Annotated in this window: 10 protein-coding genes; all 10 read right to left on the reverse strand. The window is 74.8% G+C overall.

Annotated features, from left to right (window positions below; genetic code table 11):
- Positions 1–13: 13 nt before the first annotated feature.
- Genes IF02_RS33050 through IF02_RS35415 form a run of 10 tightly spaced genes read right to left on the reverse strand, consistent with a single transcriptional unit; the run spans position 14 to position 12,517 of the window.
- The gene (locus IF02_RS33050; RefSeq protein WP_030155175.1) at positions 14–2,749 is read right to left on the reverse strand and encodes a hypothetical protein; all 2,736 of its coding nucleotides are present in this window, start codon (positions 2,747–2,749) and stop codon (positions 14–16) included.
- Position 2,750: 1 nt separating this feature from the next.
- Positions 2,751–4,304, reverse strand: coding sequence for a hypothetical protein (locus IF02_RS32290; protein ID WP_037835880.1), 1,554 nt, complete (start codon positions 4,302–4,304; stop codon positions 2,751–2,753).
- Positions 4,301–4,966, reverse strand: a complete 666-nt coding sequence (locus tag IF02_RS0109245; protein ID WP_030155177.1) for a phage baseplate assembly protein V — start codon at positions 4,964–4,966, stop codon at positions 4,301–4,303. Before IF02_RS0109245 ends, IF02_RS32290 begins: the two co-directional genes overlap by 4 nt.
- Positions 4,966–6,051 (reverse strand): phage late control D family protein, encoded by a 1,086-nt coding sequence (locus IF02_RS0109250; protein ID WP_030155179.1) that lies wholly within the window; start codon positions 6,049–6,051, stop codon positions 4,966–4,968. The genes IF02_RS0109245 and IF02_RS0109250 overlap by 1 nt, the downstream gene beginning before the upstream one ends.
- Entirely contained in the window at positions 6,044–6,226 is a 183-nt protein-coding gene (locus IF02_RS0109255) for a hypothetical protein (RefSeq protein ID WP_030155182.1), read from the reverse strand. The genes IF02_RS0109250 and IF02_RS0109255 overlap by 8 nt, the downstream gene beginning before the upstream one ends.
- On the reverse strand, positions 6,223–7,557 hold the full coding sequence (locus tag IF02_RS0109260) for a hypothetical protein (RefSeq protein ID WP_030155185.1): 1,335 nt from the start codon (positions 7,555–7,557) through the stop codon (positions 6,223–6,225). The genes IF02_RS0109255 and IF02_RS0109260 overlap by 4 nt, the downstream gene beginning before the upstream one ends.
- Complete coding sequence (locus IF02_RS0109265; protein WP_199809197.1) at positions 7,554–8,147, reverse strand: phage tail protein; 594 nt, start codon at positions 8,145–8,147, stop codon at positions 7,554–7,556. Before IF02_RS0109265 ends, IF02_RS0109260 begins: the two co-directional genes overlap by 4 nt.
- Positions 8,148–8,154: 7 nt before the next feature.
- Positions 8,155–10,164 (reverse strand): phage tail sheath subtilisin-like domain-containing protein, encoded by a 2,010-nt coding sequence (locus IF02_RS33055; protein ID WP_051696041.1) that lies wholly within the window; start codon positions 10,162–10,164, stop codon positions 8,155–8,157.
- Positions 10,161–10,616, reverse strand: a complete 456-nt coding sequence (locus IF02_RS0109275; protein ID WP_030155191.1) for a phage tail protein — start codon at positions 10,614–10,616, stop codon at positions 10,161–10,163. The genes IF02_RS33055 and IF02_RS0109275 overlap by 4 nt, the downstream gene beginning before the upstream one ends.
- A gap of 26 nt (positions 10,617–10,642) precedes the next feature.
- Entirely contained in the window at positions 10,643–12,517 is a 1,875-nt protein-coding gene (locus IF02_RS35415; protein ID WP_030155193.1) for a phage tail sheath family protein, read from the reverse strand.
- Positions 12,518–12,536: the final 19 nt, after the last annotated feature.

Consider the following 12,536-nt stretch of genomic DNA (forward strand, 5'->3'; position numbering starts at 1 on the left):
GGAGTTCGTGCGGCTACCACCAGCCCTCCTCCCGCAGGGCCGGCTTCATCTCGTTGATGGCGGCGTCGTACTTGGTGTTGAACTTGGACCGGATGTCCTTGATGTCCATCTGGACGGCGGCCTTGAACTTCTCGGCCTGCATCAGACCGAGCTGGCCGGCCCGGTGCTCGTCGGACTCCTTCCACTTGCCGGTGCTCAACACCCGTGGATGGTCGGTCCAGTTGCCCTCGGAGTCCTTGCGTCCGCGGTGGTCCTGCTTGTCCATCTGGATCGCGGGGCCGCGGCCGACCGAGAGGTTCTTGATCTTCTTGGTGACGCCTTGCGGCGGAATGTGGTTGATCTCGGTACCGGCGTAGTTGAGGCCGGTCTTCGGGTTCTTCAGATCGCTGTACCGGCCGCCGTGGTACGCGGGCAGCTCCTTGGGATCGCGGCGGTCGACGCCCACCACGCCGCCGGTGTCCCCAGGGGCCGAGGTATCGGCGTCGATCGCGGGGATCTTCTTCGTCGTGGGGTTCATGGCGGCCGTGACCTGCCACTTCCCCGAGACCAGTTCGGCGTCCAGCGCCGTGAAGCCGTACGTCTTCCTGATCCCGGCCAGTGCGGCGCGCAGTTCGGCCGCGTCCTGCGGGTCGCGGTGGGATTTCTCGGCGAGCGTGCCGAGGGCGTGCAGTCCGGCGAGCCAGCGGTGCTGGACGGCCGGGGACGGGGGCGCGGCCTCGGGCGCGACCGGCTTGCCCGGGGACGGGGCCGGCGCACGGGAGGAGGCGGGGGCGGCAGCCGGGGGGCGGGCGGCCCGCGCCGGGGACTTCGCGGCGGGGGGCGCCGCGGCGCCCGCGCCCGGCTCCTGCCACGCGCCCTTCTTCTGTTCGTCCTTGGCCGACTTGGCCGGGACGCGGTCGTTCACCAGGTCCGTCAGGAACTTGTCCGGGCTGAACGCCACTTCGCCGAACCTGACCTCGGGGACCTTCCCCGAGCCCAGCACGTGCTCCACGTCCGCGCCGATGCCGAACTCCCCCGGCAGCGGGTATTCCAGCTGCCCCAGCGGCCAGTTCCAGCGCTTGTCCGGCGCCGGGGACCACCACGGGCTGTCCAGTTCGACGAAGAGCTCCCCGCCGAGCCCGAGGAACGGCTGGGCCGCGATCTCCATGTGCCCGGCCAGGAAGAACTCCCCGTGCTTGCCCGCCTTCGGATCGGCGACCTCCCGGTAGCCGATCACCGGCGTGGCCTCGACGTACCCGCGTACTCCGGCGAGCGCGATGAGCGCGATGCCCGCCTTGATGTCGTGGCCCACGAGCTGGACGCCCGCGCCGCCCTCGGCCTTGAGCCGCAGGCCGGCGTACGCCGAGATGTTGAGGGTGCCGGTCAGGCCGAAGGTCTTGAGCACCTCGGGCCTGGTCGACCAGGTGCCGGTCAGCTCCATCCGGTCGAGCGTCGCCGGACCGATCTTCGCGACCGCCTCCAGTCCGATGTTGGCGAACAGGAAGACGTTGCCGACCAGCGGGACCCCGTAGGCCGCGCGGACCTCGAACTTCGCGAGCTGTTTGACGTGGTCCTGCGGCTCGAAGAGCGGCTTGTCCATCTTCGGCAGGATCTTGCCGACCACCGTCACCTCGCCGTGGTGGTCGACGACCACCAGCGCCTCGCCGCTCAGCCAGTCCGCCAGCCGGACGTGGACCGTGCCCCACCCGGCCACCACGCGGGGCCCGGGCCGCGGGCCCGGCCCGGGCTCCGCGGCGTCCGGGCCCGCCGCCTCACCGGTCACCGCCTCACCCGTCACCGCCTTCGCGGACGTGACCTGCTCGGAGAGCCGGCTGTCCGTCAGCGCCTTCGCCGTCCCGGCATCGGTGGCCAGCAGCGTCACCTGGCCGTCGAACCTGTCGTTGGCGTAGCGCACGGTTCCCCGTACGTCGACGAGCCCGGCCGCGAACGCTGCCGTCACCTGCCCGGTGAACCCGCGCAGCGCCACGTCCACGACCGCCTTGCCGGACAGCGCCCCGTCCGGACCCCGGACCACCGGCACCTCCACCGAGCCGAGACCGGCCACCGTGCCCTTCGCGACGGCGTCGAAGGTGACCAGTTCACCGGCGAGGCCGAGGCTGCCGGAGGCGCTGAGGAAACCGCCGAGCGTGAAGGACATCCCGGCCGCCCTCACGAAGAGCGTCGGGCCGCGCAGTTCGTTCTCCACGCCGGCCAGCCGCAGGCCGCTCACGCCGTGCCAGCCCAGGGCCCGGGCGGAGCCCTGCAAGGTGTCGAACAGGCCCCGGCCCTCGTCGAGCAGGACGCCCTTCACCCGCGCCGAGGCGTGCCCCTCCGGTACACCCCCGTGGACGCGCAGGGCGAGCACCGGCTCGATGCCCTCGGTGCGCAGCGGCAGCAGGAGCGGGTGCAGCAGCGGGATCGCCTGGAAGCCGCTTCCGGGTCCGGTGGTGATCCCCTGGTCGGTCTTGCGGAGGTGGAGGGTGCCGGCCGCGAGCCGGCCGAGGCGGACGCGTACGGGCCCGCCCGCGGCCCCCTTGCGGTCCAGGTACTCCTCGACCGGCGCGGGCACGGCGAGGGCCGTTCCGCCCTGGAGCGCGAGTTCCTCCCGGGGGACGTCGGGCGCGAGGACCGTACGGGACAGCTCGTCGGCGAGCTTTCCGGCGGCGGGCCGTAGGGGCGCGGGTACGGGGGCCTGCGCTGGTGCCCGTACGGCCGGGGCCGGGACGGGCGCGCGGGCCGGTTCCCGGGCCGCGGGGGCCGGAGCCGCCATCTCATCCCCCCTCGCAGAGCGGGTCGTTCACAGGGGGTTCCGGCCGGGGCGGCGGCGGAGCCGGGGCGGTGGCGGGCGGGGTGACCAGGTCCACCAGGTCGTCGAGGTCTTCCTGGGCGAAGGCGTCGCTCGCGTCCCGGAGGCGGGCGCCCGCGCCCTTGGCCCCGAGGAGCTCGTCGAAGGCGTCGGTCTCGGCCTGCCCCATGTCGGCGAGGGTCTTGGTCCCGTCGAAGAAGGCCTTCAGCGCGGCGGCCGCGTCCAGCGAGGGCGGCAGGCAGAAGCGCAGGGCGAGCAGCCACCACAGCTGGAAGACGAAGACCACGATCGGCAGGAACATGCTGAACACGAAGAACGCCACGATCATGACGAGTTCGAGGGCGAAGGTGCAGGTCCGCGGGACGGTGCCGCCCACCGAACCGCCGCCGGGCGTGCCGCCGCCCGGGTCGAAGGACAGCTGCGAGCCGGGCGGGCTGGTGATCGCGACCCCGCCGGGGCCGGGCGGCGCGGCGGCCCGGGCGGCCACCGCCCGGAAGTCGGGCATGGTGATGGAGATCTTCCGGTTCTTGGTGCCCTCGGGGTCGTAGAACGGCGCGAGCCGGAAGGGCTCGGTGGGCTTGCTCCAGGAGGTCTGTACGGGGCAGTGCTCGTGCCCCGGCCGCGGGGCGCGGCGTACGAAGCAGCGCAGTTCGTACACGGAGCGGTCGTCCAGCTTGGGGGCGCCCTGTTCGTCGTGGTCGGCGGAGGCGGTCGGCACCACCCCGAACCACAGCGACCGCTCCGGCGGGGGCGCCGCGTGCGCGCAGTCACCCGAGCGGGCGGGCAGCCGCCACATCGGCAGCTCCTGTTCCCGGTCCTCGGGGCGGCCGGGCGCGGGGGGCTCGCCGAGCGCCCGCCACCGGCCGCCCGCGGCCCCGGCCATCCAGGCCTGGGTCTGCTTCTTCAGGTCGACCTGGTCGAGGAGTCCGCGGTGCGCGTCCTCGAAGGCCGTGCGGTGGGCGAGGTCGGCCCACAGCACGTCCCGGGCCTGCGACAGGTACGGGCCCGTGTCCGGCCCCGCCCGCCCGCCGGCCGCGAGCAGCTCCGACGTCAGCCTGCGGGAGAGCGTGCGCAGCACCTTGGGCGGGGCGTCCATCTCCACGTGGCGCCGGCGCATCACGAACCCGACCTCGAGGCCTTCGGCGGACTGTGGGCGCGGCAGCCCGGGCCGGTCGCAGAAGAGCTCGACGACGACCGCGTAGAACCGTTCGTGGCTGGGCTGGTAGAGCTTGCGCAGCCGGGTGCGGACCAGCTGGTGGGTGGCGAACCGGGCCCGGCCGGGGCCCCGGTCGGCGAGGGCGACGGGCACCGGGTAGGACCACACGTCCTCCTCGGCGTCGAATTGCAGCGAGTCGCGCGGATCGGCCACGAGGGCCCGTACGAACTCGGCGGAGGCGTACTTCTGGAGCGCCGGGGCGTGCGCCGAGGGGTCGAAGCGGTCGAAGTGCCCGCGCTCGCAGGCGTACCAGGGGGCCAGCACCTTGAAGCCGTGCCCGCCCGCGGCGGCGGCCGCGGTCACCAGATGTTCCCGGCGCCGGGGGTGTAGGCCGGGGAGATCACCACTTGCTCGGTGACCAGCGTCCCGCACTTCACCAGGCCGCTGAAGGTGGACAGCGGGGCGTTCACCGCCACCATGGGCGCCTTGACGTCGACGGACACGTTCGCCTGGACCTCGACGGCGGTCGGCGTCAGCCGCACCACGCAGCCGCCGCTGTGCCGGATCGTCACCTGCTGGGTGGCGTCGTCCAGGGTCACCTCGTGGCCGGAGGCCATCGTGATCCGCACCTTGGCCGCGCCCCGGGTGTCGTCGAACTCCAGCCGGCTGTCCGCCCTCGACCGCAGGGCACGCAGGTTGTTGGCGTCCTCCGGCTCGTGCGGCAGGGCGGTGCGGCCGTTCCAGGCCGCGCCGAGGACGTACGGACGCCGCGGGTTGCCCGCCTCGAAGGCGACGACGACCTGGCTGCCCACCTCGGGCAGCACCAGCAGGCCCTGCTCGTCGTCGGCGTACGGGGAGCAGAGCGTGGCCCAGGCGCGGACGTCGCGGTCCCCGTCCGTGCCGAGCCAGGGGAAGCGGACCTCGACCCGGCCGAGCCGCTTCTCGTCGACGATGTCGGTGACGAACGCCGGGTAGACGCCGAAGTATCCGGGGGCGGAGCCGTCCGCGGGCGCGGGCAGGGACATCACACCACCTCGTTCAGGCTGGGGCGTTCGGCGTCGAAGCGGGTGCGGAAGCCGTGGTCCGCGTCGAAGGTGTGCCGGATCCGGGTGACGGTGTACCCCTCCCCCTCGAAGGGGGCGCCGACCGAGCGCAGGACGAGGCGTCCGCCGACGACGAGGTCGGGGCTGCCGTTGGTGGTGCCCGCGACCGTCACGAACCGGCGCCCGCGGCGCAGCATTTCGGCGCGCGCCCAGGTCCCGGCCTCCTCGGCGGTCAGGGCGGCCTCCCGCACGCGCAGGCTGGTGCCGGGTCCCAGGGTCCGGGCCAGGACCGCGGCCCCGGTGCGGCCGCCGGCCGTCTCCGCCTCGACGACCTCGGGGCCGGCCCGTTCGTCGACGATCTCGCGCCGGTCGGCGTCGTACCCGGTGACGACGACCTCGCCGCGCTGGTGGGCGAGGTCGGCGCAGAGCCGCACCGCCATGAGCTCGCCGCCGTAGACGAGGGTCTGCGGGGTCGTGCCGCGGCTGCCCCGGGGGCGGAAGTGCAGGGTGCGGCCGGTCGCCCACAGTTCGGCCTGGACCAGCCGGGCCCGTTCCCGCAGGAAGGCCAGGTCGCTCTGGTTGAGCTGTTGCAGGACGTCGTAGCGGGGCCCGGGGACGTCCGCGTCGGCGGCGAGCCCGTGCTCGCGCGCCAGCTCCTCGGCGACTCCCGCGTCGGTGGTGTCGTGGTACGTGCGCATCCGGCGGGTCATGCGCAGCCGCATCAGCGCGTCCTCGGCGTGGACGAGGACGAGCGGGGGTTCGCCGTCGCCGAGGACGAGTTCGAGGCCGGAGACGACTCCTTCGAAGACGTACCGCTGGCGGGAGGGCGGGCCGAGGGCCACCTTGAGGGCGCTGCCGAGGCCGACCGTGGACCCGTCGAGGTGCCGCAGCCGGTCCTGGGGGCCCTTGGCCCCGGCGCCGACGGCGAGGAAGTGGCCGCGCAGGGTGCGCAGTCCTTCGACGCCTTCGGCGACCTCCAGGCGTACGCAGTCCCGTGCGAGGTCCTTGACCAGGGAGCCCGCGACTTCGAAGACCGGCGATACGGTCGCGACGGCCGCCTCAGTCATCGAAGCCCTCCGCCGCGACGCGGGCGGCGAGCCAGGCGGCCCGTTCGCAGGCTTCGCGGTGGTGTTCGGCGGCCGCCCACGGCCCGCCGGCCCGGTCCGCTCCGGCGGCGGGCGGTGCGGCGCCGCCCGCGGCCGGCACGACGTCGGTGTGCAGCTCTCCGATGTACACGCTCATGGCGGGCCTCCTCGCGGTGTCCACCTCAGGGTGGTCCGGCCCGCGTCACGGCCGCGTTGCTCGCAGTCGGCGGCGGCCCGGCCGGGCGCGGCGGGCGGCAGCCGCTCCCAGGGGGCGGCGGCGGGGTCGGGCGGCGGGATCTCCTCGCGCCGGGCCCGGTCGGCGAGGCTGCGGGCGCCGCCGGCCCGGACCTCGGCGAGGGTCGTCGGGTCGGCGCGGGCCCGCAGCGGCACGCCCCGGCCGTAGCCGAGGGAGCGCCGGTCGAGCACCGGCGGCGGGCCGTACCCGGCCGGTCCAGCGGGGTGGGCCGGCTCCCGTACGGGAGGGCCGGCCGGCGCGGTCGGCACCTCGAAGCCCTGCCGGGCCCGTGCGGTGGCCCGGTCCACGGCGGCGGCGGCCACGATGTCCGCCGAGGCGGCGATCCCGCCCGCCGCGCCGAGGACGAATCCGGCGAGTGCGGGATCCGCCCCCGTGCCGCCGCCGGTGCCGAGCGCGGCGGCCAGGCCCCCGACGGAGGTCGGGGCGGCGTCCCCCGCGAAGCCCGCCGAGAGGCTGATCCCGGCCGCGGCCGCGAACCCCGCCGAGACCTCCGCGCCCAGTTGGACGGCGGCGCCCGCCGCCAGGGTCAGCGGACTGTCGAGCCCGCTCATCGCGCCGCGCCAGGCCGCCGGGTCCAGCCCGAGCCGGGACAGCAGCTGCTGGGCGGACTCCCCGTCCCGGGCCTGGACGACCTGCCGGGGCCGGCTGGTGCCGGCCGTACCGGGCGCGGCTCCGGTGCGCTGGTCGCCGGCCTCGGTGGCGGTGCGGGCGTCGCGGGTGCCGGGGCCCTCGTCGTGCGCCTGGTAGGCGAAGTTCTGCTCGACGACGGTCACCCCGACCTTGGCCCGCAGCGGGGTCCCGTCGGGGGCGAAGTGGTCGAGCTCCTCGGTGACCTGCGTGACGATGCCGTTGTAGCGCAGGGTGCCCCAGACGAAGCGGACGGCGGGCGGCGGGTCGGAGGTCTTCGCGGGGGGTTCGACGAACTGCCGTACCAGGGCGGTCCAGCGGCGTACGTCGACGTACTGTCCGCCGCCGCGCTGTTCGGCAGTGTCGAACTCCAGGTCGAAGGTGAGGGTCGAGCCCTCCTGGGCGGGATGCTGGACCTTCTGGTTCTTCGTGGTCGCCCCGCCCCGGTCCACGTTGTTGTTGCGGCTGATCCGCAGCGTGGCCGGGTTGAACTGCACGGCCAGCGGCCTGCTGCCCTCGGCCTCCTTGACCAGCGGCGGCCGGTCCTTCCCCGGCTGGGCGGTCACCGTGAGCCGCTGGAGGGTGGCGTGGACCAGGGCCGTCACGGGGTCCGCTCCAGCCGCAGGCCCTCGTGGGCGATGTGCAGTTCCTCCACGGCGATCTCCCCCGTCCTGGCGTTGAGCGTCGGTCCGGTGATCTTCAGCGGCAGTCCGCGGACGAACGTCCAGTGCGCGACCACCCGTCGGCCGGCCGGGTCGAGCACCTCCACGTCGCCGTCGTAGCGGGGTACGGGGCCGCCGCCGGCGACCATCCCGTGCAGCCAGTCCCACAGTCCCGTGTCGGCGCTCCCGCCGTCGGCGGCGATGAGCATGCCGCGTTTGAGGACGATCGGCTGGAGCCTGACCCGCCCCGCCCGGCGCACCACTTCGTCGTTGGCGCCGCCTTGCAGGTACTCGCGTACGTCGGCCTCCAGGGCCAGCCCGGCGCACTCCTGGAACCCCCCGTCGCCGAGCCGGTCGGGGGCCCCGTCCGGGGCGCCGGGACCCGCCGGACCGGGGCCGACCGCGGCGGGTCCCGGCGCGGCGGCCTCGGACGGCGGGCGGGGGATGTCGGGCGGGGGCGCGGCGGTCCGTCCGGGCGCGGCGCTGCGGGTGAGCCGCACCCGGAACCTGAAGGTCTGTACGAGCTCGGGCACGCTCACCTCATGTCACCGCCACGGCGCCGTCGGCGTCCTGCGCGATCCGCAGGACGAGGTACTCCAGGGGCTGGGCGGGGGCCACGCCGATCTCGGCGACGAGCCGTCCGAGCCCTTGCGACCAGCCCGGGTTGAGGCGCTCGTCGCACCGTACGAAGAAGGCCTCGTCCTCGGAGTCGCCCGCGAACGCGCCGCTGCGGTACAGCCCGCGCAGCAGCTGGACGACGGCTGTGCGCAGGGCGTCCCGCAGCTGCGGGGTGTGCGGCTCGAAGGCCAGCCCCTGCGCCTGCCGGTCGAGCACGAGCCGGAGCATGGTCATCAGCCGGCGCACGCTGAGCTGGCGGTGGTCGGGGTCCCGGGAGAGGGTGCGGGCCGAGGCGAGCCGGTAGCCGTCGCGCTCGGCGCGGAACACGTCGATGCCGAGCAGGTGCAGCTCGTCGCAGTCGGCGTCGCCGAGCCGCTGCGCGGCGGTCACGGCTCCGGCGGCCAGGGCGTTGGCCGGGCCCCAGGGCAGTCCGAGGCTCCGCTCGCGCTCGGCGATGATCCCGGCGGCGAACCCGCAGGGCGGGACGTGCACGGCCACCCGGTCCGGGTCCTCGGGCGCGACGACCCCGAGCCAGGGGTGGTACGCGGCGGCGTACGTGCTGTCGAAGGCGGCCCTCCAGCGGGCGACGGCGCGCACCGGCAGCCCCGGCGGCACGTCGAGGAGGGCCACGAACCGCCGCTGGCGCTCCGCGAGGGCGACGAGCCGCTGCTGGCGCCGCAGGATCTCGGGCAGTTGGGCGGCGCCGTCCAGGAGCAGGGCGCGCGGCCGGGCCGGGTGCAGGGTCACGGGCACGGGCGGCGGCGGGCAGGGCGCGAAGCGGCTTCCGACCTCCCGCGGCGGGGTCTCGGTGGCGGGTGGCGATTCGCCGTACTGCCAGAGCAGATCGGGGACGCAGAGCAGCGCGACCTCGGGGACCAGCGCCATCCGGTCCATCCCGACGACCTGCCCGGCCCCGGACTCCTCGGCGCTCTCGGCGCCGCCGACGGGCAGCAGTCCGGCGGGGACCGGCCCCTGGAAGCTGTCGGCGCCGATGGCCCCGTAGCGGTCGGCGCCGGGGCGGACGGGGCGGGAGAGGGCGGAGCCGAGGTATCCGTCCGGCGGGAGCAGCGCCCCGGGCCACGGCCCGTCGGGGGCGACCAGCAGGGATTCGGCGGCCAGTACGGAGGCGGCGTACCGGGGGTGCGCGGGGCCCAGGCCGAGCTCCGCGAACCGCTCCCCGCGGGGGTACGCCGGGTCGCCGTCGGCCACGGTGACGGTGGCGGTGACGAGCTCGGCCTCGACGGTCAGCGGGCGGGGGCCGCGGCCGGCCGCGCCTCCACCGCCGGGCGGCCGGTCCAGGACCGCGACCCGGCTGCGCAGCCCGGACGCCTCCTGCCGTTCGGCCAGTGCGAGGACGCGGAAGAAGCTCCCGGCGGCCGGCAGCCCCGGCCCTCGTACCCGCAGCACGGAACCGGCCGGCGGGGTGCGCCCCTCGGGCAGGGCCAGCTCCGGGCCGGTCGCGGCGGCCTCGAACTGCCCGGAGGCGGTGAACTCCCAGCGCACCGAGAGCCGCCCGCCCCAGCTCCCCTCGTTCCGGGCGCGCAGCCCGATCGCGCAGGGTGCGCCGCGGCCGGGGTCGGCGCCGGGCGCGTCCGAGCGGGCCAGCACGGTGCGGTGCAGGGCGCAGGCCTCCTCGGCGGCGGGGTGCGGGGCGCGCGGCAGCGGAGCCACCCGCAGTACGTGGGCCCGTACCCCGCCCTGGGCGAAGAAGGCCCGTACCGCGTACGGCAGCAGCCCGGGCCCCTCGAATCCGCCGAAGTACCGCTGGTAGTCGCTCCAGCGGTCGACGGCGACCGGCTCGTCGACGGGCCCGCGGGATGCCACGCCGACGAAGCCCGCGACGTCCAGGCGCACCGGCCGGAAGGAGGGCGCCGCCGGGCGGGCGTCCCGGTAGACCCCGGGCGCCCCGAGCCGCAGTCCGGGCGGGCTCACAGGGACTGGAAGTCGATGCGTTCGGCGACGAGGTGGAGCTCCTCCATCGCGACCTCCCCGCCGCCCTTGCCCGTGAGGGTGGGGCCGACCCACTTCTTGGGCTGGGCGGCGCGAAGCACCCAGGCGCACACCGGCTGTCGTCCCTCGTCGTGCAGGGTGACGGTGACGGTGCGGGCGTCGTAGGCGCCCTCGCGGGTGGCCTTGATCCAGTTGAAGAGCCGCAGGTCGCCGATGATGCCGCGTTTGAGGGTGACGTCGTTGGTCGTATTGGTGTTGGCGATCTTGCGGACGTGGTTCTCGGGGTCGTTGCCGTTGCGGTACTCGGAGAACTTCACCTCGTTGCCGGCTCCGCTGAAGTCGGAGAAGCCGCCGGCGATCTGGTCCTCGCCGCCGGTGTCGCCGAGTTTGACGAGGAAGTTGAAGGCTCCGTAGGGATTGTTGCGCGTGGCCATGGGGGTACCTCCCGTTCTGCGGGGTGTCAGCTGCGCTGCGCGTCGGCCGTGAACTGTCCGATGCGGAACACGACGAACTCGGCGGGGTAGGTGGGTGCCACGCCGATCAGGCAGATCAGCCGCCCGTTGTCGAGGTCGTTCTGGGTCATGGTGGTGCGGTCGCAGCGGACGAAGAAGGCCTCCTCCGGCTTGGTGCCGAGCAGGGCCCCGGTCCGCCAGACGGTGATCAGGAAGTCCTCGACGGTCTGCCGTACGGAGGCCCACAGCCGCTCGTTGTTCGGCTCGAACACCGCCCACTGGGTGGACTTCTCGATGGAGTGCTCCAGGTAGATGAAGAGCCGGCGCACGTTGACGTACTTCCACTCCGGGTCCGAGCTCATCGTCCGGGCGCCCCACACCCGCCGGGCCCGGCCCTCGAAGAAGCGCAGGGCGTTGACGCCCTCCGGGTTGAGGACGGACTGCCGGTCGTAGGTGACGTTGGCGGTGAAGTCGTTGATGCCGAGGAGGACTTCGTTGGCGGGGGCCTTGTGCACCCCGCGCTCGACGTCGCTGCGGGCGTACACGCCGGCGACGTACCCGGACGGCGGCACGTCGATCACCGGCGGTGGTGCGCCCGGGTCGGGGCGCCGGCTCGGGTCGGTGATCCGGACCCAGGGGTAGTAGAGCGCGGCGTACTTGGTGTCGAACTGGGCGCGGAACCGGCGCACTTCGGAGATCGAGCTGTCGCGGGGCGGGTCGACGATCGCCATCCGGTAGCGCAGCCGCTCGCAGTGGCCGATGAGGAGGTCGACGGCGGTCTTCTGCTCTCCGGCGGCCAGGGTCACGGTGTCGGGGAGGGCGACGATGGCGATGTCGTCGATCTCGGCCAGCGCGCCGAGCCCGCGGGCGGGGTCGGTGAGGCTGTCGGGATTGGCCTCCTTGCCGCCCAGGTCCTGCGCGGACAGTTCCAGCCCGTCGCCGCCGCGGGTCAGGTGGGCGCCGGGCTGCCCGAGGGTGAGCAGGGCGGCGAGCCGGGCGCCGGGGGTGGGCGGGGGCGTTCCGGCCGCGGGCCTTGCGGTGTCGAGCCAGACGAGGGAGAACTCGTCGGCCGGATCGGCGGCCTGGAGTACGTTGCCCACCGAGCGCGGGTGCCGGTCGTCGAGCTCCAGTTCGTTGTACACGTCGACGCGCTCGCCCAGGCGTACGGTGACGGCCAGCGTCAGGTGGAAGACGGCGGTGCCGGCCGCGACGGGCTCGAAGTCGTCCTGGCCCTTCAGATAGCCGAGGACCCCGTCCGCGCGGCGGACGACGGTCCTGACGTTGGCGGGCACCGGCGGGGTGTCGTCGGAGAGGGAGGGCACGTTCCCGCCGGTCAGCTGGACGAGCTCCACGGCGGCGCCCGGCTGGACGCCTGTGAGCCGGGGCGCTCCGTCGCTGCCGGCGATCAGGATGTTCTTGCCGCGCCGGAAGGTCACCGTGACGGCGATCCGGGCGCCCGCGGAGCCCGGCCAGCGGGCCCGCCAGTACAGCAGCGGGGTGCCCGTCGCCGGGACGGCCAGGGAGGCGAAGTTGGCGTCGACGGCGGGGGGCGCGTCCTCGGCGGCGCTCGCGCGGACGAACGGGAAGACCCGGGAGACGTACAGCCGGCGTCCGCCGTTGGCGAAGAAGGCCCGGGCGGCGAGGGCGAGCTGGCAGTCCTCGTCACCGATCTTCAGTCCGCCGAAGGCCCGTTCGTACTCGGTGAAGCTGGTGACCAGTGCCGGTCCGGGCAGCACGGTGGGACCGCCCGGAAGGAGGTACGGCACCGGTCCGTACTCGGTGCGCCCCGCCATGGCGAACGTGCTCGTCGGCACGCCCTCGATGGACCGTGAGCGGAAGCTGGTCTCCTCGACGTAGACGCCGGGGGTCAGGTACTCGGGCATGTACGGGTCTCCTCGGTCA

The organism is Streptomyces sp. NRRL S-244 (genome assembly GCF_000717915.1).
Classification (GTDB): Bacteria; Actinomycetota; Actinomycetes; order Streptomycetales; family Streptomycetaceae; genus Streptomyces.

Excerpts from the sequence above, each read along its gene's own strand:
- IF02_RS0109250 (WP_030155179.1), bottom strand. The coding sequence starts at position 6,051 with ATGACTGAGGCGGCCGTCGCGACCGTATCGCCGGTCTTCGAAGTCGCG.
- IF02_RS0109245 (WP_030155177.1), bottom strand. The coding sequence starts at position 4,966 with ATGTCCCTGCCCGCGCCCGCGGACGGCTCCGCCCCCGGATACTTCGGC.
- IF02_RS33050 (WP_030155175.1), bottom strand. The coding sequence starts at position 2,749 with ATGGCGGCTCCGGCCCCCGCGGCCCGGGAACCGGCCCGCGCGCCCGTC.
- IF02_RS0109275 (WP_030155191.1), bottom strand. The coding sequence starts at position 10,616 with ATGGCCACGCGCAACAATCCCTACGGAGCCTTCAACTTCCTCGTCAAA.
- IF02_RS0109255 (WP_030155182.1), bottom strand. The coding sequence starts at position 6,226 with ATGAGCGTGTACATCGGAGAGCTGCACACCGACGTCGTGCCGGCCGCG.
- IF02_RS35415 (WP_030155193.1), bottom strand. The coding sequence starts at position 12,517 with ATGCCCGAGTACCTGACCCCCGGCGTCTACGTCGAGGAGACCAGCTTC.